This window comes from Spirosoma areae, from assembly GCF_054781775.1.
The window spans coordinates 1-20,004 of sequence record NZ_BAAGTT010000046.1; the positions used below are offsets into that span (position 1 = coordinate 1).

The 20,004-nt window shown below is 51.6% G+C and carries 17 protein-coding genes and 1 tRNA gene; 10 read left to right on the forward strand and 8 right to left on the reverse strand.

The features are described from left to right. Nucleotides 1-165: 165 nt before the first annotated feature. The 4 genes from ACYVI1_RS27855 (at nt 166) to ACYVI1_RS27870 (ending at nt 5,690) form a co-directional block, all read left to right on the forward strand. Complete coding sequence (locus tag ACYVI1_RS27855) at nt 166-2,103, forward strand: site-specific DNA-methyltransferase (RefSeq protein ID WP_460914573.1); 1,938 nt, start codon at nt 166-168, stop codon at nt 2,101-2,103. Between the two features lie 3 nt (nt 2,104-2,106). Next, nucleotides 2,107-4,404: a DEAD/DEAH box helicase gene (locus ACYVI1_RS27860; RefSeq protein ID WP_460914575.1), complete on the forward strand. Its 2,298-nt coding sequence runs from the start codon at nt 2,107-2,109 to the stop codon at nt 4,402-4,404. 316 nt (nt 4,405-4,720) lie between these two features. Then, nucleotides 4,721-5,197, forward strand: coding sequence for a hypothetical protein (locus ACYVI1_RS27865; RefSeq protein WP_460914577.1), 477 nt, complete (start codon nt 4,721-4,723; stop codon nt 5,195-5,197). Between the two features lie 7 nt (nt 5,198-5,204). Further along, nucleotides 5,205-5,690, forward strand: coding sequence for a hypothetical protein (locus tag ACYVI1_RS27870; RefSeq protein ID WP_460914578.1), 486 nt, complete (start codon nt 5,205-5,207; stop codon nt 5,688-5,690). 26 nt (nt 5,691-5,716) lie between these two features. On the opposite strand, the gene ACYVI1_RS27875 is transcribed toward ACYVI1_RS27870, so the two are convergent. Next, the gene (locus ACYVI1_RS27875; protein WP_460914580.1) at nt 5,717-7,339 is read right to left on the reverse strand and encodes an amidase; all 1,623 of its coding nucleotides are present in this window, start codon (nt 7,337-7,339) and stop codon (nt 5,717-5,719) included. A 270-nt stretch (nt 7,340-7,609) separates the two neighbouring features. On the opposite strand from ACYVI1_RS27875, the gene ACYVI1_RS27880 reads away from it, so the two are divergent. The 4 genes from ACYVI1_RS27880 to ACYVI1_RS27895 all read left to right on the forward strand — a co-directional run bounded on the left by ACYVI1_RS27880 (nt 7,610) and on the right by ACYVI1_RS27895 (nt 14,900). Next, nucleotides 7,610-8,755, forward strand: coding sequence for an alpha/beta fold hydrolase (locus ACYVI1_RS27880; RefSeq protein WP_460914582.1), 1,146 nt, complete (start codon nt 7,610-7,612; stop codon nt 8,753-8,755). Between the two features lie 288 nt (nt 8,756-9,043). Then, complete coding sequence (locus ACYVI1_RS27885; RefSeq protein WP_460914584.1) at nt 9,044-9,907, forward strand: hypothetical protein; 864 nt, start codon at nt 9,044-9,046, stop codon at nt 9,905-9,907. 42 nt (nt 9,908-9,949) lie between these two features. Next, nucleotides 9,950-13,318 (forward strand): SusC/RagA family TonB-linked outer membrane protein, encoded by a 3,369-nt coding sequence (locus tag ACYVI1_RS27890; protein ID WP_460914586.1) that lies wholly within the window; start codon nt 9,950-9,952, stop codon nt 13,316-13,318. A gap of 49 nt (nt 13,319-13,367) precedes the next feature. Further along, complete coding sequence (locus ACYVI1_RS27895; protein WP_460914588.1) at nt 13,368-14,900, forward strand: RagB/SusD family nutrient uptake outer membrane protein; 1,533 nt, start codon at nt 13,368-13,370, stop codon at nt 14,898-14,900. A gap of 23 nt (nt 14,901-14,923) precedes the next feature. Here ACYVI1_RS27895 and ACYVI1_RS27900 read toward each other — a convergent pair whose 3' ends face one another. From ACYVI1_RS27900 to ACYVI1_RS27915, 4 genes are all read right to left on the reverse strand, one after another. Then, a complete protein-coding gene (locus tag ACYVI1_RS27900) occupies nt 14,924-15,274 on the reverse strand; it encodes a VOC family protein (RefSeq protein WP_460914590.1) in 351 nt (116 codons plus the stop codon). A gap of 45 nt (nt 15,275-15,319) precedes the next feature. After that, a complete protein-coding gene (locus ACYVI1_RS27905) occupies nt 15,320-15,784 on the reverse strand; it encodes a pPIWI_RE_Z domain-containing protein (protein WP_460914592.1) in 465 nt (154 codons plus the stop codon). Nucleotides 15,785-15,895: 111 nt separating this feature from the next. Beyond that, entirely contained in the window at nt 15,896-16,144 is a 249-nt protein-coding gene (locus tag ACYVI1_RS27910) for a hypothetical protein (RefSeq protein ID WP_460914594.1), read from the reverse strand. Between the two features lie 38 nt (nt 16,145-16,182). Next, nucleotides 16,183-16,659, reverse strand: a complete 477-nt coding sequence (locus ACYVI1_RS27915; RefSeq protein ID WP_460914596.1) for a pPIWI_RE_Z domain-containing protein — start codon at nt 16,657-16,659, stop codon at nt 16,183-16,185. 227 nt (nt 16,660-16,886) lie between these two features. Here ACYVI1_RS27915 and ACYVI1_RS27920 point away from each other — a divergent pair, with 227 nt between their 5' ends. Both ACYVI1_RS27920 and ACYVI1_RS27925 read left to right on the forward strand, forming a co-directional pair. Continuing rightward, nucleotides 16,887-17,897, forward strand: coding sequence for a helix-turn-helix transcriptional regulator (locus ACYVI1_RS27920; protein ID WP_460914598.1), 1,011 nt, complete (start codon nt 16,887-16,889; stop codon nt 17,895-17,897). Between the two features lie 40 nt (nt 17,898-17,937). After that, entirely contained in the window at nt 17,938-18,459 is a 522-nt protein-coding gene (locus ACYVI1_RS27925) for a DUF1905 domain-containing protein (RefSeq protein ID WP_460914600.1), read from the forward strand. A 26-nt stretch (nt 18,460-18,485) separates the two neighbouring features. On the opposite strand, the gene ACYVI1_RS27930 is transcribed toward ACYVI1_RS27925, so the two are convergent. The 3 genes from ACYVI1_RS27930 to ACYVI1_RS27940 all read right to left on the reverse strand — a co-directional run bounded on the left by ACYVI1_RS27930 (nt 18,486) and on the right by ACYVI1_RS27940 (nt 19,991). Continuing rightward, nucleotides 18,486-19,433, reverse strand: coding sequence for a tryptophan 2,3-dioxygenase family protein (locus tag ACYVI1_RS27930; protein ID WP_460914602.1), 948 nt, complete (start codon nt 19,431-19,433; stop codon nt 18,486-18,488). A 107-nt stretch (nt 19,434-19,540) separates the two neighbouring features. After that, nucleotides 19,541-19,612: transfer RNA gene (locus ACYVI1_RS27935), tRNA-Arg, on the reverse strand. A 25-nt stretch (nt 19,613-19,637) separates the two neighbouring features. Further along, a complete protein-coding gene (locus ACYVI1_RS27940; RefSeq protein ID WP_460914604.1) occupies nt 19,638-19,991 on the reverse strand; it encodes a hypothetical protein in 354 nt (117 codons plus the stop codon). Nucleotides 19,992-20,004: the final 13 nt, after the last annotated feature.

Below are 20,004 nucleotides of genomic sequence, written 5' to 3' on the forward strand. Positions count from 1 at the left end.
CTCATCAGCGTCGGTTAAGGGTGGATTATGAACGTTCGGTAAAGGTCTCCGAAGCGATGATCCAACTGGCAATGATTCGTATTATGATTCGACGTTTTTAATTTTTAGACAGCCTCTAACGAAGTAGCAATTTCGAAATCAGCTATCTGTGGCTGGCATAATTTTATGATTACCCAATCTAACGCTACGCTTCCGCTTTTACATACGCTTGACTATGAGCAACTCATTCGCATGGTCGAGGAGTTGCAGGAAGAAAAGCGGATGCGCGAAGCTTTCTCGCATATTTCCGAAACTGGCTCCAACGATGCCGCCCTAATGTGGCGCGGACGAAACCGCTTTCTGGCCGAAAACGTCCCGCCTGTATCTATCCGGCCAGTCCCAGAGAAAAGCTATCCCAATCCTGAAGGCGGAACGCACCGAATTATCGACGGTGATAACTTGGCTGTGATGCGTTCTCTTCTGACTGAGTTCCGGGGTGGACCCAAAACCGGCTTTGACGTGGTGTACATCGACCCACCCTATAATACGGGTAAAGACACGTTTATTTACAACGATAGTTTTCGTTTCAGCAAAGCTGAAACGGACCGAATCAAAAAGTCAATCCGGTCGGTCGAGAAAAGTATATCGCTTGACGACCCATCGCGGCATACGAAGTGGATTAATCACATAGCCCCGCGACTGTGGGCAGCCCGTAAACTGCTCAAACATACCGGCGTACTAATAATTTCGATTGATGAACACGAGTTACCGCGCCTGTGGTTACTACTCGAAGAAATGTATGGTGAACGCAACCGACTGGCAACCCTCATCTGGGAACGCTCCCGCAAAAACGACGCGAAATATATCTCTGAAGGCCATGAATACATGCTGCTTTGGGCAAGAGATAAAGAAGCGCTTGATGAGTTGGCAAAAGAAAAAGGTAAATGGCGTGAGCCGAAACCTGGGTTACAGCCATTTCTGGAAGAATTTAATCGGCTATGTGGGTTGCACAATGATTGTAGCGAGATTTCTAATGGCCTTAGAACGTTTGTACGCGGTATCAAAAAAGACAGCCCACTTTGGACGATCCGACAGTATATCGGTGTAGATTCAAAGTATAAAGAATTGGGGCCATTCAAAGAGGAGGATGCATCATATCCAAAACCTGGCGGTCCTAAATATGATGTTCCTCATCCAATTACGGGAAAGTTCGTGAAAACGCCTGATAAAGGCTGGCGTGCTACCACTTTAGATGACTTTAAAGAGTTCATGAGTAATGATTTAGTCGTTTGGAAAGGAGTGGGAACTCCAAAAATCAAAAAGTACTTATTTGGTGGCCGTGAAAATGACGTGATCACTTCCGTTATACAAAAAGAATCCAGACAGTCTGTAATGACTCTTAAGTCTTTGATAGGGTTTGAAGATGCGATAAGCCACCCTAAAGATCATCTTATTTTAAAAAAACTATTTGGGTTGGCTACTTGGAATAATCCTAATGCGACCATTTTTGACCCTTATGCCGGGAGCGGCACAACTGGCCACGCGGTGTTGGCTATGAACGCCGAAGATGGGGGTAATCGCCGGTTTATTATGGTCGAAAATGGGGACCCGACTAACAAGAAAATCGACCGGGACCTGTATACCGAACGCCTGACCGCCGAGCGAATTCGGCGGGTGCTGTCGGGGCAGTGGGCTGATGGTAAAGATCACCCGGCTCTACCGGGCGGCTTCACTTTCTACGAGGCCAAACGGGCTGTCAACCGCAAGTCGATCATGGAGTCAACGCGGGAGAACATGGCCGATATTATTTTGCAAATTATTGAAGAAGATTCTAACCGGCACGATTGCCGGATGGATGGCTATAAGTACCTAATTGGCAAAACCCGTTTGGGCTACGGTATTGCGCTGGTTTGGGAAGCGGGCAACTCCGACGGTAATCAGCCCCTGACGCGCCAGATTCGCTCCGAAATCATGAAAGAAGCCGACCGGGCTGGAGTAACTAAGCCCGTGTATATTTACGCAGTAGCTAACGTATCGCCCGTAAATGACTCGCTGTATCGGTTTCAGCAAATCCCGGATTCTATTTTGGTTCGGTTAAATTTATTGGACGAAGACGACAATTAAGCTGTGCAACTGACCCGCGATTCCCTTAAAAAATTCCAGACCGAAGCCGGTGGTGCCTTGTCACTAATGCTGGCTACTTATCCTAATCCACCTTACCGCAAGAAGTTCGACGAAGACACTGGGGAGACACTGCCCTTTTTGACTCGGCTGCGGGCCATAACGGGGAGTGGTAAAACGCCCATGCTGGCCATGTGCGCGGCTGACTTGGGTGATGCCATTGTGCTATGGACTACTAACCGAGGGGCGGTTATTTCACAAACGGCTACTAATCTGAGCGCAGGTGGTAGCTATGCTTCGCTGTTGCCCGACGACGCGCAGGTGCTGGAAATGGCTGATATGCAACCTATCGACTGGACGGATGTATGTTCGGCTCGAACCGGCCTGACTATTATTCTGGCAACGGTAGCCCTGTTTAACCGTGATGGTGAAGTATTAAAAGTACATCACGACCGCAATGGCACAACGTTTTGGGAAATGCTTGGTGGTAAAGGTCCCGAAGGGCGGAAACGGGATTTGTACGTCGTTTATGACGAAGCACACGGTGGTACGGCGGCTCAGTTCTCGCGCTTAACCGAATTAGCTCCCCGCGCACTCATACTGGCCTCCGCTTCTGACTTACCTGACGGCTTACAAAAACTCCTGCCCGGCGATACAGGTGATAAAAAAACAGCCGCATTACAGGCTCAGACCGTTGTTGTGCCTACTGCCGAAGTCGTTAAGGAAGGCTTACTGAAAACACGCCTTTATTTGGTAGACTGCAACACTACCCGGCTGGATGCGTTGCGGGAAGCCAATAATAAATGGCTGGAATTGAGTCAGAAACTACAGCCGATTAACGAGTGGCCGGTGATGTGCTGCATTGTCAACGGGACGCTGGAAGGACTGGAAGTGTGGGATATGCTAACCCAAACGCTGGGCGTTGATCCAAGCCGCGTGGCTGTTCACTTGGCCAACGTAAACGGAGCAATGGCAGCGGCCAATCCCAACGCTCCCTGGCCCAAGTTGATTGATACGCACAAAGCTAAAAAAACGCCTGAAGCCCTTCGTAATGAAGGATATACGCATCTGATCTGGAACCTATCGCTGCGGGAGGGATGGGATGAACCTTGGGCATATGTGGCTTATCTGGACGGGATGGGTAAATCGTTGATTGACATATCGCAGAAGATTGGTCGTTTTCTACGTCAACCCAACGCCAAACCATTCGATGATGGTGATTTAAATTCAGCCTATTTCTATTTCAATGTACCCGACAAAGAGTTTGCCGATGTTGTACGACACACGCAGAATGAATTGGCCAGCGATGGGTACGAAATTATTTCGATTAACGGTAACACAACCCGCCCAAAAAGTTCGCGGGAGTCGCCGGTTAAGCGTTTGGTACAACTGCCAACGGTAGCCGTGTGGTTTGGCGAAGACCTGAACAAACTGGATCAGATTCTGCTAAACAACGTTCCGCTATTTGCTGATGAAGAACTGCGTGCGCCGGGGCGGGTAGTAACGCGAGTACTGAATCTTAGACAAAACACCGAAGATGGTTCGTTGTACAAAGAAGAACAACGGGACGAAAATACCGAAGTAAGCGTGTGGAAGTGGCTCGTAATGAGTCGGCTGGCAACAACTGATAAGCGCATTGCCAGCCAAAGTGGAACTCGTTTTTCGGCTAAGGTGAAGGAAAACCCGCGTCTAAAGCAAAAAATACAGATTGGCTCACCGGCTATGACCACGCTGAACGCGAATCTCTCAACCATCGTCAAGCAGTTGAACAATGAATTTTTGCTGGAACATGAACCTGACCAACAATACAAGATAAAGTCATTTAATCTGGTTTCGCCCGATCTGCAAACGGATGATAATGCGAAGCGAGAACGCTATCGGGTACGAAAGTTTGTCAATTCACTCCACGAGGAATATAACGGCATGAACTCGTTTGAAGTAGAATTGGCCGAAGCGTTGGACACGCTTGGTCTGGACTGGTGTCGGAATCCATCAAAAACTGGCTACGGTATTCCAATACCCGAAGTTGGGGAAGGCACTACCAATTTCTATCCCGATTTTCTGCTGTGGTCGCCAAAATGCTTGTGGGCCATTGATCCAAAAGGATCGCATCTGCTTAACGACGCCATTCGCAATAAGCTGATGGGCGTGTCGGATGTGGAAGACTTGCCGCTCAAAATCCGGGTGGCTTTCGTGGTGGAGGGCAGATGGGAGTTAGGTGTCGACAATCGCCCACAACCTCGTGGTAAAGAAGGTTGCACACTGATTTACAAAGCAAAAAAGCTAAGTACCGTGAGTCGCTGAAGTTGCTGGTTGAAGAGTTTAAATAGGTGGGTGGTTAGGCGTAGATTAACTACTTACCGCGCACGCAATTTTGAAGTCGACTCCATAACCAGTAAATTTATACTGAAACAGAACGCAGAACCCAGTCAGCTTGTGTTTGATGTAATTGACTTCATACAGGACATCAGCCCAGTGCATCACGATGTGACAGCGGATGCACCACACAACCAATCGCCCTCATTACTTGTTGCGTAAGTATTGCCGTTTTATAAACCATAGCGGGTAAAATCGAAACTGGTATTACTTTTGCATTACAATGGGTCAATCCCCTTTCTTTATGACACCTGTCGCCCAATCGACTGAACACCAATTAAATGACCAGATGCGGGCATGGTTCGATAATTTTATGAACCACCTCCGGGTGGATCGCATGTCGCTCGAAACGAACACCGCTACCACTGAAAAGCAGAGTTTTTATCAGCGCATGGCAACCGCCAACGCTGCCGATTTAGCCTTAACGTCTCGCACACAAAGTTCACAGTATTTTTTAGGTCGGTTAATTCTGGACTACGTTGAAGAACTAAAACAGCGACTCGTTGAACCGCGCCAATTAGCAATGGACTTTTCGGATGCGAGCGTTTTGGTCTGGGCAGAAATTGATGACGATGATGAAGTAATGGAGGATCAACTTCGGCTGGCTCAGGCGAAAATCAACGCCCAATACAGCCAATACGGATTTTATTTGTCCTCAACCATTGTGGAGACGAGCGACTGCCTGGCTATTCCATCTCATTATCAATCTATTCTTAAGTAGCGTTTGCGTGGCGAGTTTTCAGGAACACATTGCTCAGGCTAATCATAATTTAGACTTTTTAGAGCAGACGAATAAATCTATTACTACTTTTTGGGACTGGCAGGTAACGGCGGCTTTCTATGTGGGCGTTCATCTGATCAATGCACATCTGGCCCAAAAATCGGGGCTGAGTTTTCGGTCTCATCAACAGGTTGACGAAGCACTTAATCCATTCAATCAACTGTCTGTTACGCGGCTGTCCCAGGCTGACTATCTGGCATACGATAAGTTGCAGGGTTTGGCCCGTCGTGCCCGCTATTTATGCAACGAAGAGCGTAGCAATAAAGCCACAACAGTTCATTTTACTTACGATAAGCACTTTGCTCGCGCTATGCGTAATCTGGATACGCTTATTGGGTTCGTTGAAAAAGAGTATAATGTCAAACTGAAACGGGTATCTATAAAATGTATAGAGCTAAAGAAGAGCGGCTTACAGAATATAGTTGTTATCTGATAAAATAAGAGTCTATTACCGACCCCTCACCCCGGAATCAATGACTCTTTAAACATTGGCCGACTTCGTTTCTTAGACGCCTGCTCATAGGCATAACCCATTGCGAGTAACGCGCCTTCCTGATACGCTCCGGCGATGAGGGAGAAGCCGACGGGCAGGCCGTGAACGCTACCCATCGGAACGGTCAGGTGCGGATAGCCCGCCATCGCAGCCGGTGGACAGAAGTAAAAACCGGTGTCGTAGTCGCCGTTGATCAGGTCGATGCAACCCGCTGGGCCGATACTTATACCGCCAATAGTATCCAGCTTATTGGCCGCCATGAGCCGGTCGATACGCTGGCGCCAGGTTCGGGTTTTGGCCAGCGCGTCGGTGTACTCTTTACTCGTCAGATCGCCTTTGGCTTCGCTGCTTTCGAGGGTTTCCTGTTTGAAGAAGGGCATGGCGTTGGCCTCGTTTTGCCGGTTGAAGGCAATCACGTCGGCTAAGGACTTCACCCGCGCGTTGGCCGTCGACAGGTAGCGGTTGACGCCAGCCTTAAATTCGTACTGCAGTACGGTAAACTCAGCCCCGCCCATCTCCCGAAGTTCGTTCATCAACTCAACTTCCACGACGGTGGCGCCCTGTTTTTTCAATACTGCAATGGCTTCTTTGTACAAGCCAATGACGCCCTCGTGCCCGTTCAGAAAGGATTTTTCGATACCAATCCGTTTGCCCGACAAACCGCCCGCTTTCAAAAATTGTGTGTAGTCGGTTGCGCTCTTGCCCCGGCTTTCGAGGGTAACAGCATCGGCTGGGTCGACGCCCGCCAGCACACCCAGCAAAATGGCCGCGTCGGTTACGGTTCGCGTCATTGGCCCGGCGGTGTCCTGCGTGTGGGAGATGGGAATAATCCCGCTGCGACTGACCAGCCCCACCGTGGGCTTGAGACCAACCAGACCACAATGCGACGCGGGGGCAATGATGGAGCCGTCCGTCTCGGTGCCCACCGCAACGGCGCACAGATTGGCCGATGCCCCCGAGCCGGAACCCGAACTGGAGCCGCTTGGATTCCGGTCCAGTATGTAGGGGTTCCGGGTTTGGCCACCCCGACTACTCCAGCCGCTGCTGGAACGGGTTGACCGGAAGTTGGCCCATTCGCTCAAATTGGTTTTGCCCAGAATGACCGCCCCCGCCTGCCGCAACCGGGCAACGATAAACGCATCTTTGGCGGCTTTATGCCCTTCTAAGGCTAACGCGCCAGCCGTAGTCATCATCTGATCGCCGGTGTCGATGTTATCCTTTATGAGTACCGGGATGCCATGCATCGGCCCCCGAAGTTTACCGGCTTTCCGTTCGCCATCCATCGCTTTCGCCATCGCCAGGGCATCAGGATTGACCTCAATCACGGCGTTCAGGTGCGGCCCTTTCTTATCAACAGTTTCGATGCGGTCTAAGTAAAGTTGTGTGATGGCTTCGGACGTGTACGCACCCGACTGCATTTGTTGTTGCAGGTCGTTGATGGTTAGCTCATTAAGCGCAAACTCGTTGGCAAAGGGAGTGGCCTTGTTTTCTGAGTTTGCCTCTTTAGGCGATGAGCAGGCACTTACCGCCATCGTTGTAGCGGATACCGAAACAACTGAACTGGTCTTGATAAAACTCCGTCTGTTCATAAAAGAGGTTGTAAAGCCTGGACGTTAACTGGCCATGAAGTTAATCAGACTTTATAGTTACAGTCGTTTAAAGAGGTTGTTTTTCTTAACTATTATCGGTGGTAGTTTGTCCCGTTGTATGTTTCGTATCCTGATTTAATGCCTCCGTTGCATAGCGATTGCCATTAACAAATTGTGAACACCAAACGATAGGCCCTGATTCAGGTTGTTTGTAGAGACAGGCGTTTGGTCATCCGTTGATGCCTTTCACAACGTTTTTATCATACACGTATGCAACCGATACACTTATTGACGGGTATTTTCTCTAACCTGTTCACGCTGGCCCTGCTCGGCACCGATATTTACGTATGGCGGCAATGGTATCGCCTTAAAGACAGCCCCTATGAGTATGTGCGCGACGATGCCCAGCGTTACCTGCTCTGGGCCATTGGGATATTGGTACTCGTTCTGTTAGGCGGATTCATCCTTAGATTATTAATCGGCAAATCAGGCTTCGACGAACCGACGATGGAGCGAAGCGAAGAATCAACCACGCTCCAACGACCCGAAGGACATAAGCTATTCGTTGAATTCAGCGGCCCTAAAGTTGCCCAGCCGCTGATTCTGATTCACGGCTGGAGCAGCGACAGCACGCAATGGTATTACCTCAAAAAACGCCTGTCCAAATCATACCGGCTAATTATGATGGACTTGCCAGGCCTGGGCAAATCGGAGAAGCCGCAGAATAAAGACTATTCTCTCGACAAATTCGCCCGCGATTTAGACGCCGTAATTGATCTGGCCGGTCCCCGCAAGCCAATTGTGCTGGGCCACAGCATTGGCGGCATGACAATCCTGACGTATTGCAAGCACGTCAATGCCCGGTTGCAGGATCGCGTCGCGGGTTTAGTGCTGGTCCATACAACCTTCACCAATCCCGTCAAAACATCGATTCTGAGCGGGCTACTAACGGCTATAGAGAAGCCGGTTCTGCGGCCCTTGTGTCATCTGCTGATTTGGTTTGCCCCAGTGGTACAGCTCAGTAATGTGATGAAATACATGAACGGATCACAACACATGACCAATCATTTTACGGGCTTCGCCGGTACGGAAACGCGCGGGCAGTTAGACCATGTATCCAGATTAAGTGCCTTCAGTCCAGTGGGTGTGATTGCGCGGGGGATGCTGGCCATGTTTGACTATGACGCCACCAATATTCTGTCCACCATCAACGTGCCCGTGCTGGTGATTGCCGCTGCCCAGGATAAACTCACGAAGCCCGTAGCCAGCGAGTACATGCATCAACAGATACCCAATGCTGACCTGGAAGTTCTGCAACCCTGCGGCCACATGGGTGCCCTGGAGCGGGGCGATGAAATGGCAGAAGTTGTTGACCGGTTTGGGCAGACCATTGGCAAACGTGAGGTTAGTATTTAGTGGAGATTCGACAAAATCTGCTGCTTTAGCCTAATCAAACAGAAATAGCATAAACAAGCTGTTTTTCACTAAGAGAAGTCATTCAGATTAAGTTTCTTAGCGAAGACAGGCGTAAAGATAACGGCTTGGAAATAATCCAATAAAATTCGGGTAATGCGTAATAGCGACCTTTGTGCTTTCAAACAGCCCCTGAAGCATCGGCTACTGTTTTACAGTATATATTTGACAAACAGATAGTTAATCGTTAATCGTACAGGCTTCACCGGCGCTAACTCAACGCGTATGAAGATGCTACTCTACGTTGTAGCCGTTGCTGCTGGCTTCGTATCCCTCGCCAGCCTTGACGTTAACATTGCCCTCTCTACATCCATAACCGTCGATTCGCTGGGAGCCTGCCAGGGCGTGAGTTATCTGGGCGGTAAAGCTTATTTGTACGGTGACCGCGAAGTGGGTATGATCCGTACCTACACGGTTGGGAAGGGCGCGCTGACCTACACGGGGCAGGAAATCAAACTCACTGAGGGTGGCAAAGACGTGATCAATCACCCCACCGGCATTGCCTGTAACTCAACCGGGCCAACCTTCATCGGCAACAGCATCCGCCTGAATCCCGAAGGAACCAAATGGCGGGCCGTGCTCTACTGCGTGGATTGGGCGGGCCTGCTCCGCACCGGAACCCTCGATGGCAACCTGCTCAACACCATCGAAGACGACGCCTGCATTCAGGGAACCCGGCCCGAATATGTCCAATACGACAATAGCTGGTACGTGGCAACGGCAGACTACGGCAACAAGGCCAACGAAGTCCGGCTGTATGATCCGGCACGGCTGGCAAAAGCAAAAAAGACCAGCGAAGTGGGCGTCGTTGTGAAGAAATTCACCTGCTCGCCCTGGGTACAAAACCTCCACTGGATTCCGGCAAAAGGTGTGCTGGTGCTGATTCAGAACCAGATTGAAGGGCGACGGTGGCGGTTTACGTTCGTGGATTTGAAGAAATCCATCGAAGCAGGAAAAGAGCAGGTTATCAAGACAATTGACATTGATAAAGCCGATGAATTAGAAGGCTTTACGCTTCTCAACGATCCGACGACGGGCATTGCCGTTACGTCGTCGCGCAGCAACAACGCGCATTTTATGAGCCTCGGCTGGTAGTGCCTACAAACCTAAACGGTTTCCAAAAACCGTTTAGGTTTAATGCCTTTACAACCAAATTTCAATCAATCTATTGACATGAATCGCTACTCAACTCAATGGGGCAGGCTTTTGATTTGCCTGTTCCTGCTGGTCAGTTTGCTGACCTATCGAACGGCCCAGGCGGGCAACCTGCCGGTCACAGGCATTTCGGATGCCGCCCGTGTGTCGGGTGTGGTGACAGACGAACAGAATCAGCCGATTCCAGGCGTGAACATCGTGGAGAAACAGACCCGCAAAGGAACCGTGACGGATGCCAACGGGAAGTTCACCATCGACGTAAATTCGGGCGCAACGCTGGTTTTTTCGTCGGTTGGGTTCGCCACGCAGGAGATTGTGGTGGGGTCGCAGCAGACCCTCAACGTGATGCTGAAAGAAGACGTTAACCAGTTGAACGAAGTCGTAGCCGTTGGGTATCAGACGCTACGAAAGAGCGACGTAACCGGAGCTATTTCCAACGTGAAAGCCCGCGAACTGAACATGGCGGCTCCAACGCTGGGGCAGGCATTGGTCGGCAAATTAGCCGGGGTGCAGGTGGCGCAGACAAGCGGTGCGCCTTATGTCGGCACGAAGATTCGGGTGCGGGGCATCGGCTCCATCAACGCCAGTTCAGACCCGCTTTATGTCATCGACGGGTTTCCGGCAGGCAACGACGTGTTTATCAACCCAAATGATATTGAAAGCATCGACATCCTGAAAGATGCGGCTTCGGCGGCCATCTACGGCTCGCGGGCGTCTGGTGGGGTCGTACTCATCACAACTAAGCGCGGGAAAGACGGCAAAGGAAAATTAGAGTACGAATACCAGTTCGGTATCAATCAGTTGGCGAAAAAAGTGAAACTGCTGAACTCGGAGCAGTTTGTGGATTTGCTAATTGATGCCCGCAACAACACCTACCGCGACCTGATGCAGAATGCCGGGCGGCCATTCACGGCGGCTAACTTCTCGGACCCCAACGCCACGCGCATCGCTAATGTTGGCAATGCCGGTTCGGTAAGCATTCCCACACAGGTTTACGACTTCGCCAGCCAGAAGGCCATCAAACCACAGTACGACACCGACTGGCAAAATGAATTATACCGAAACGCACCCATGAGCCGACACAACCTGACGTTTTCGGGCGGCAGCAATGGCGTTCGTTTTCTGTTGAGTGCCGGTTATCAGGGTCAGCAGGGAATTATCGTAGCCACCAAACAGGACCGGATTAACCTGCGGGCCAACGTCGATGCCGACATCAGTAAGAAGTTTAAAGTCGGGGCCAGTTTTTTCGTGACCTCGACCAACAACCGCGAAGTGCAGGAAGGCCGATTTAACCAGGGGCCGATTCTGGGTGCGCTGATTTTTCCGCCTATCTTCCGGGCTTACGACGACAACGGCAATTTAATTAAAAACGAAGCAGCCTCACAGCAGCCAACCTTTGGGTATCAAACCATCGAAAATCCGGTGGCACTGGCGATGGAAACCAACATTACCCGCAAAGGGCTGCGTGGCACTTACAACGGAACAGCCAGCTATGAAATCATTCCGGGGCTGATTGCCAAAGCCAATCTTGGGTTGCAGACCTATAACGAAAAGTACGAATACTACCTGCCCACCAGCCTGAGCAGCGGTAATCAGCCCCCTTATTCACCCGCGTCTGTTGCTGCAGCCCGTGCCAATGCCCAGACGACAACGATTCAGAACGCACTCGGCGAGTTTACGCTTACCTACAACCGGCAGTTTGGTCTCCATAACCTGAATTTGCTGGGAGGCTACACCGCCCAGCGCATCGACGGCGACCGCATCAGCGTATCGGCGCAGGGCTTTCAGAATGACCGCGTGCAGGAAATTACAGGCCGGGGAGCCGACCCCAGCAATTTCTTCCTGAACACGGGGGGCGGTGAACTCGCCACCGGCAAATACACCGAAACGCTGCTGTCGTATCTGGCGCGGGCTACCTACAGCTACGATGAACGCTACTTCCTGACGGCCGCTTTCCGAACCGATGGCTCGTCGCGGTTTGGGCCGCTAAATCGCTGGGGGGCTTTTCCGTCGGTGTCGGCGGGCTGGACGGTCTCCAACGAACCGTTTTACCGCGATTGGCTCGGCGATGCGTCGACGCTCAAACTGCGGGCAAGCTGGGGCCTGACGGGGAACTACAACATCGGGAATTATAACTACCTGCAAACGATGGCGAATCCTGGCGGGGCGGTGTTTGGGAATGGAGTCATCAATACGGCGGTGTGGGCCGGGCCAATCAAAGACCAGCGTCTGGGCTGGGAATCTACCTCGCAGTATAACCTCGGTGTCGATTTGGGGCTGTTCAACAATCGGTTGCTGCTGATTGCCAATGGTTACCTGAGTTATTCGTACAACCTGCTGTTCAACCAGCCGGTGTCGGCTATATCGGGAACATCGACCATCCTGACCAACCTGCGCGGCTCCAAAATCAGGAACCGGGGCGTTGAGCTTCAGATTGATGGCCGGGCCGTTTCGACCGACGACTTCAAGCTGACGTTGAGTGGCAATATTTCGTTCAACAGCAATTTAGTGCTGAACATGGGCGGGGCCAACACCATTTTTGGGGTGGGCGCCGAGCGGCAGTACATCACCCACGTTACGCAGGAGGGCCAGCCGGTCGGGATGTTCTACGGCTTCAAGGTGATTGGCATGGTGCGGGAGAAAGACATGGAAGCACTGGCCCAGGATAACGCCAGCTACAACGCAGCCACGCAGACGTTTACCGCCGGTTATATACGCAAAGGCCCAGCCCGGTCGGTGGCGTCGAGCAATCCGCTGCGTCCCGGCGACCTGTTGTTTGAAGACGTGGACGGAAACGGGGTGATTAACGATGCCGACAAGCGCGTCATCGGTACGCCGTACCCAAAGTTTACCTATGGTTTCTCGGTCACGGGCAACTACAAAGCCCTGGATTTCAACGCATCGTTCAATGGCACGCAGGGCAACGAGGTGCTCGATGGGCAGGATTACTACGTCTACAACATGGAGGCATCCGGCAATCAATACGCCGATGTCACGCAGCGCTACCGTTCCGAAGCCGAACCGGGCAACGGACAAGTCTATCGGGCGTCGCGGGGTGGCACGCAGAGCAACAGCACCCGCCTGTCCTCCTTTTATCTGCAGAACGGCTCATTTCTGCGCTGCACCAACATCACGCTGGGCTATACCCTGCCCGCGTCGTTGCTGGCTACTGTGCGGGTGAGCGGCCTGCGGGTGTATGCCAACATCAATAACGCGTTCACCGTCACCAAATATAAAGGCTATAACCCCGAAGTTGATTACAATGCCGGGGCTAACCTGACTCCCGGCGTCGACTACGGTCTGTATCCGCTGGCAAGGGGCTATAACGTTGGCGCGAAAATTACTTTCTGAAAGCTTTTTTATCCGCCGGACTAAAACCCAGCGAACAATTAAAAAAATCATGAAATACATATCATTTTTTCGACTCCTGCCGGTGCTAACCCCACTCTTATTAGGGGCCTGTAGCCAGGATTTTCTTGTCCAGACCGACCCGAACGCGGTGGCGGCTGCAGACTACTACCGCACAGAAAATGACGTGCTGCTGGGACTAAACGGCGTGTACCAGGCCCTGCGAAACAACAACGGTATTGCCGAAGGCAGCGGACTTTACGCCGAGCAACGCTCGGACAATACCGGCACCAACGACAACCAGTCGAACGCGGGCGAACCGTTTCAGTTCAATGACTTTTCGCTGTTGCCGAGCAATACATACCTGAAAAGCCACTGGCTGGCGCTGTATCAGATTGTTGCCCGCGCCAATCAGTTGCTGGCCGGTATGGAAACCGTGACCTTTGCCAAACCGGAAACTAAAGCGCAGTATCAGGCTGAAGCTAAATTCATCCGGGCATTAACGTACTTCCACTTAGTGCGGAAATGGGGCGATGTCCCACTCGTATTGACTCCACTCAGTTCCGAAGAATTGCAGGCCAGCACCTTCCGTGAGAAAAAGGAAAAGGTATATGCACAAATCGTAGCCGACCTGACCGAAGTAGCCAATAGCCCACTGCCCGATATTCAGCCGGCTGCCAACAAAGGCCGCGTTTCGAAAGTAGCCGGAAACGCGCTGCTCGGACAGGTTTATCTGACAATGGCGACGACGCTTGACCCGGCTACTCAGGTGGCTAATCTGAACCAGGCCAAAACGTTTCTGAGCTACGCCTACAGCAAACGGACGTTCGGGACACTGAAAGAGATTCCGTATGCCGACGTATTCGAGGTGAGTAAGAAAACGACCAACCCGGAAACGATTTTTCAGATTGTGTACCGGCAGGGCGACCCCGTTTATTCATCCAGCATTGCTGCTAACAACCAGGCACAGGGCGAAACCATCAACTCATTGCGAACGACCACCGGCACGGGTGGCAACGTGACGCCCGATTTGGTGAAGGACTACGAAGAAGGCGACGCGCGAAAAGATTTCTCGATCAAATTCGCCAACGCAGCCAACGTGAAAGATTACTTCATCACCAAATTCCGTGATGCCAGTGCAACCGCCGGAGCAACGGGATTTGGAGGGAACGACTGGATTTTGCTGCGCTATGCCGACGTAATCCTGATGCTGGCAGAGGTGAATCTGTATCTCGGTGATGAAGCCACCGCTATTGGTTTCTTAGACCAGGTGCGCGAACGGGCCAAATTGCCACTCTATACTGTCGCAAAAGCCAGCCCGGCCTATAGCAGCAAATATCCGACACTCAAACTGGCCATCCTGCATGAACGGCGCGTGGAACTGGCCTTCGAGAATCACCGCTGGTTCGATTTGCTGCGATTCTTCACCAAAGACGAGTTACAGACGTATTTCCGGGCAAAAAATCAGGCGGATTTTGGCGCAGCCAAATTGTCGAACTTCGGCCCGAAAGATTACTACTACCCGATTCCGTTCGATGAATACAAACTGAACCCAACCGGGTTGTATCAGAACGAAGGGTATTGATAAACAAATACCGATTCGCCTGCCTATTCAATAAAATGCCAGCAGACTCCGGCCAGATCAATTAAGTTCACTTCTCTGCCGTAGGGCTGGTCGGTTGGTTTGCCGAGCCGAATAGCAAACTTTTCAGGTAGTCGTTTCTCCGTTATCTCCCGCCAGAATTCGTCAGCATTGCTGATCCGTACAGTGAGCATGAGGTTTTGGGCAAACGCAACGCTGTCGAATTTCTGTAGAATAAATTTACACCCGTCTCGCTCAAAACCGACATAATCGCCAGCCTCCCAATTGATAACAAAACCTACTTCCTGGAAAAACTGAATAGACCCTTCAAAATTATTTCCTGATGGAATAAACGGCTCAAGAGATAGAAACTTCATACTAAAAACGCGATTAGTTCGATCAATAAATTCGTGCAAAAAACCTTACGCCAGTGCACCCTGAAACAACCGCAGCCGCTCGCGAAGCACGTAGCTGCTCACTTCGGGATTCCGGCCGCCCCGACCCGTCATGGCGAAGGCCCGCAGTTCAGGGGAAAGCGTGGCGTATTTGTCTAATGCCTTGAGCCAGACCGCCCGGTCATGGTAGGGCGCTAACAGAACGCGGGCCTGGGTTAGCGAACGGTGCTGTCGGGGCGACCAGATGGGCCTTTGCCGGTAGGCAGGTCCCTGACCATTGAGCAGGTCGGGCAGCGACTGCGGTGGGCAGAGGGGCAGCATTTCGGCCAGCAGATACAACCCCAGTTCCACATTGAGCAGGCGATTAGCCACCATACCGGGGAGGGCATATCGATACCGCAGGAAGGTTGCCAGCGGCTCCTGCCAGCGCAACACGCTGGTCAGGGCCGGGCGGGAAGTAGTGGGATAGGCGGAAGTCAGCGAAGCATTCATTAGTAGTTGTTGTTTATTGTCCCATCAAAGATGGCAGGCAGAGAGCGTAATCTTTTTACGTTGTTCGCCTGGCGAAAAATTTATTTTCGACGCATCAATTCAGGCTACCCGTTACTGCGGTGAAGAACGGTGCGTTGGAAACGAAAACACCAGAAACAGACCGTTGTCGTCAATCAGCCAGTCTTCCTGCATGGCTATGCATACCAGCCAGATCGACACGTCGATTCGTTTTGCCTGATAGCCCTGATTCCGCAAATACTGCTGAACAATCAGCGAGGTTGTGCCGCCTTCGGCCAGAATCAGCGTTGTTGCCGATAAGCAAACGGCCTCAGATGTTAGTTGCTTTTGCGTTGTGTTCATCTTTAGTTCTTGTTCGTGATGTAGCGATAGACCATGCCTTAATTCACCATCTGTTTCAGGGTAATGATCCGGTTGCGGAAAAAACCAACAGTCTTCTCGCTGAAGCGGCTGCGGTCGGTGCTGATGTCATACGCCTGCAACCGGTCGGGGATGGTTGTGTAGGCTTCCAGCAGGGCACACCATACATTACTTTGCTGAATATGACCGAGCATGGCCCGGCCCCGGTTCAGCAGTTTGTGCTGTTTGGGCGTCCAGGTGGGCCGATCCAGAAACGATGGTCCATTGCCGGTCAGCAAACCGGGCAGGGCATCGGGCGAAGCCGTTGGCAACAGTTGCGACAGCAGGAACAAGCCCAGTTCGATGTCTAACAACTGCCCCGCCGACAGCGTAGACCGTTTGCCTGAGCGTGCGGTAACTGCCGATGCGGTCCAGTTGGCCGATGTGTTCAGGGCCGGAAAAAGTTGGGGCGCGTGGCTCCCGATGCGGTTCTGGTTGGGTTGAAATAGCGTGTTCATTTGTAGTGTTGTTTAAAATTCACAGAACAAAGTTCTACCTATCAAAACGTAATCTTTTTACGGTCTTCTTTTTTTGTGAAAAATTTTTTCTCTTTTTTGTAAAAAAAGCTGGGACACGGAGATGCACGGAGGAGCACGGAGATACACAGAGGTGTAAGAAAAAATTCTCTGTGTATCTCCGTGCGTCTTGGTGCATCTCCGTGTCCCAGCCCTTCTCATTAAAAACTATGCCCATAACCCGCTCTGCCTTCCAGCGGTATCGCCTGATCGATGAAATCATCAGCCGCTACCCACGCCAGTTTTCAAAACAGAAACTCTTTGAACTTTGCCAGGACAAATGCGGTATCCGGTCGATTTCGTCCTTAGAGAAAGACATTCAGCGGCTGCGCGAAGACCACGATGCCCCTATTGCCTACGACAAACGGCGAAATGGGTATTATTACACCGACCCGCAGTTTCGGCTGCTCCGGCTCATGCTCTCGCCCGACGACATGGAAGCCCTCGACTACGCCCGCGAGGTACTGACCGCCACGCAGGGCGCATCCGTAGCGGGTGAACTGGCCAACGCTCTCCAGAAAGTGCGGCAGAGTTTAGACATTATCCGCGAAGTAAAAACCGAAACCCTGACCCGCCGGGTGGTGTATATGGAAGAGAAAATTCTGGGTGGCAACCGGCAGTACGTTCCCGTCCTGATTCGGGCCATTAACCTGAACCGGCAAATTACCTTTCGCTACCGCAAGCACGAAACCGCAGTACCTGCCGTTGGGCCGGAGCCGCTCCGCGTGCTGCACCCGATTCTGCTCCGCGAGGTGGCCGATAGCTGGTATGTGATTGGGTATGACGAGAAAACGGGCAAAGAGCGAACCTTTGCGCTGGACCGGATGAGCGATCTGGAACTAACCAACGAGGCCTGCGACGTTCCCCCCGTTGTGCTGACCAGCGTCAGCGAATTGTTTGAGCACATCTACGGCATCACCGACAGCAGCGGCCCGGTGGAGGAGATTGTGCTGTCGTTTTCGCCCCTGTTTGGCCGCTATGTGAAAGCCAAACCCATTCACCAGACGCAGGAGGTGCTGCGCGATACGGATACCGAATGCGTGGTGCGGCTCCGGCTGGCACCCAACCGCGACCTGCTGATGCACCTCCGCTCCTACGGCGAACACCTCACCGTCCTGCAACCCGCCAGCTTAGTGGCCGAACTAAAAACGTCGTTGCAGGCCACGCTGGCGGGGTATTAACTCATGCGTTAGCCAACCCTAAACCAAAAGTATAAATTCTATGCCCTCCTTCACCGCCCTGCTTCAACGCTTCGCCCAAAAAGGGGAAAAGACCGGCTGGACATATATTGACATTCCGGTTGACGTAACCGATTCCCTTAAACCCGGTCAGCGAACGTCCTTCCGGGTGAAGGGAAGGCTGGATAATTTCCCGATCAATTTAGTCGCGCTGTTGCCAATGGGTCAGGCCAATGAGTCGCAGGCCGGGTTCATCATGCCCGTGAATGCCACTATGCGCCGGGGCATTCGGAAAGAGGAAGGCGCCACAATTCGGGTTGAACTCGAAGTGGATAACTCCTCCATCCCGCTCTCCCCGGACCTGATGGTGTGCTTAGCCGATGACCCGAAGGCTATGGCTTTTTTCAATACGTTGCCCAAGGGCCACCAGGCTTATTTCAGCAACTGGATTGAGGACGCCAAAACCATCGAAACGAAAACCAAACGCATTACGCAGGCCGTGATGGGTCTGTCGATGGGCATGGGCTACGGCGAGATGATCCGGTATTTTAAGAAACAGCAGTAAGACATTTGTCAGGTATTGTCAGGAAACTAAGGCTTACCAGGGCGCTGAATGGACTTCCGACCCATCGGACTGCCCCATGCCTGCAACTCCTCTACTGACCACAGCGAGGGGAAAAACACGCGCTGCTGTTGCATAGGCGGCAAATACGTCTGCCAGTTGGTGCCGCCGGTGGCTTTTATGTCGTCGGGTTGTTTGTGTAAATACTGCACCGCCGAGCGCATATGAGCCAGTTTCCAGCGAACATTCACGCTCCAGTCATATTCGCGCAAAGCCATTGCTAACTCGTCAGTAATCAATTCTGCCTGCTCAAGCTGCTTAAATCGCTGATACAGATTTTTAGGCGCATACTCCTCGGCCAGCCGAATTAGTCTTGCCCCATAATGCTGGTCGAACTGTTGCAGCGTAAGCGTTTTTTGCTGCGTCGCTACTTCAACGGCGCCCCGTTTCCAGTACATAAATTCATAGCGTGCGGTGATGGATGGCAAATTGGGAGGGGCTGCTACAAGAAGGTTCTGGAAGTCGGTGGAAACGATTTCGATTTCGCGAAACTGCACCGACTGGAACCCACTTGTGGGCAGCAGCGCCATCCGAAATTTCAGGAACTGGTCGCGCTCCATGCCCGAAATCATTACCGCGAATGACTGCTCCAGCAGCATAAAATACCGATTGATGCGCTGCAGTCGCGCCACGAAAAATTCGGTTGTCAGCAGGTCGGCGTCGGCAATCTGGGCAATTTCGTGCAGGATAAGTTTAAAGTATAACTCGGTGATTTGATGATAGGTAACAAAGATTAGTTCGTCGGGATAGGCGGTTTTGGGATTCTGCAGCGACAGCAGCGTTTCGAGGTGAATATAATCCCAATAGGTCAGGTAATCGGCCTGGAGCAAGCCTTCGAGGTAGGAGGCCATGTCCTGCCCCATAGCCGCAAATTTCTGTTCTAACTGGTTGAGTTTATCCGAAAGCGATTCGTGCATGGTTGAGACGACTCTTATCTAAATAGAACGCAGATTATCATGACTTCTATGATTACGGCTGACAAAAATCATAGAAACCGCGATAATCTGCGTTCATTACTTTTGGGTGGTCGCGACGGGAATCGAACCCATATCAAACGTTTAGGAAACGTCTATTCTATCCGTTGAACTACGCAACCAATCTCTATTTGTTACGAATAGCGTCTAAAACCAGTCGTATAAAACCAGTCGTAATCCTTCTGATAGCTCCCGTTGGCCGCGCTCAACCGTTTGTTGCAACGTTTCTACCTTATCCGTTAGGTGGGCATGCTGCTCTGAAAGTCCTTTTACGACCGCCGTTAAATCATCAACGCGTTTTTCAAGCCTTTCGACCCGCTGGTCAAGCCTTTCAACTCGCTGGTCAACTCTTAACAACCGAACGCCCTGCTGAGCCAGACTCAATTTAAGTTCAGCAATCTCCTGCTTTAGTTGTGCCAGTTCTTCAATTGTCACATCCTGCTTAGCCAGCATTTCGGAAACCACCAGTTCTAATTGATCAAGGCGTTCGCGGTCGTTCATAATTAAATAAGTT

What these genes read in the sequence shown, in the direction of transcription:
- ACYVI1_RS27855 (WP_460914573.1), top strand. Translation starts at nt 166, where the DNA reads ATGATTACCCAATCTAACGCTACGCTTCCGCTTTTACATACGCTTGAC.
- ACYVI1_RS27865 (WP_460914577.1), top strand. Translation starts at nt 4,721, where the DNA reads ATGACACCTGTCGCCCAATCGACTGAACACCAATTAAATGACCAGATG.
- ACYVI1_RS27875 (WP_460914580.1), bottom strand. Translation starts at nt 7,339, where the DNA reads ATGAACAGACGGAGTTTTATCAAGACCAGTTCAGTTGTTTCGGTATCC.
- ACYVI1_RS27880 (WP_460914582.1), top strand. Translation starts at nt 7,610, where the DNA reads ATGCAACCGATACACTTATTGACGGGTATTTTCTCTAACCTGTTCACG.
- ACYVI1_RS27885 (WP_460914584.1), top strand. Translation starts at nt 9,044, where the DNA reads ATGCTACTCTACGTTGTAGCCGTTGCTGCTGGCTTCGTATCCCTCGCC.
- ACYVI1_RS27890 (WP_460914586.1), top strand. Translation starts at nt 9,950, where the DNA reads ATGCCTTTACAACCAAATTTCAATCAATCTATTGACATGAATCGCTAC.
- ACYVI1_RS27895 (WP_460914588.1), top strand. Translation starts at nt 13,368, where the DNA reads ATGAAATACATATCATTTTTTCGACTCCTGCCGGTGCTAACCCCACTC.
- ACYVI1_RS27900 (WP_460914590.1), bottom strand. Translation starts at nt 15,274, where the DNA reads ATGAAGTTTCTATCTCTTGAGCCGTTTATTCCATCAGGAAATAATTTT.
- ACYVI1_RS27905 (WP_460914592.1), bottom strand. Translation starts at nt 15,784, where the DNA reads ATGAATGCTTCGCTGACTTCCGCCTATCCCACTACTTCCCGCCCGGCC.
- ACYVI1_RS27910 (WP_460914594.1), bottom strand. Translation starts at nt 16,144, where the DNA reads ATGAACACAACGCAAAAGCAACTAACATCTGAGGCCGTTTGCTTATCG.
- ACYVI1_RS27915 (WP_460914596.1), bottom strand. Translation starts at nt 16,659, where the DNA reads ATGAACACGCTATTTCAACCCAACCAGAACCGCATCGGGAGCCACGCG.
- ACYVI1_RS27920 (WP_460914598.1), top strand. Translation starts at nt 16,887, where the DNA reads ATGCCCATAACCCGCTCTGCCTTCCAGCGGTATCGCCTGATCGATGAA.
- ACYVI1_RS27925 (WP_460914600.1), top strand. Translation starts at nt 17,938, where the DNA reads ATGCCCTCCTTCACCGCCCTGCTTCAACGCTTCGCCCAAAAAGGGGAA.
- ACYVI1_RS27930 (WP_460914602.1), bottom strand. Translation starts at nt 19,433, where the DNA reads ATGCACGAATCGCTTTCGGATAAACTCAACCAGTTAGAACAGAAATTT.
- ACYVI1_RS27940 (WP_460914604.1), bottom strand. Translation starts at nt 19,991, where the DNA reads ATGAACGACCGCGAACGCCTTGATCAATTAGAACTGGTGGTTTCCGAA.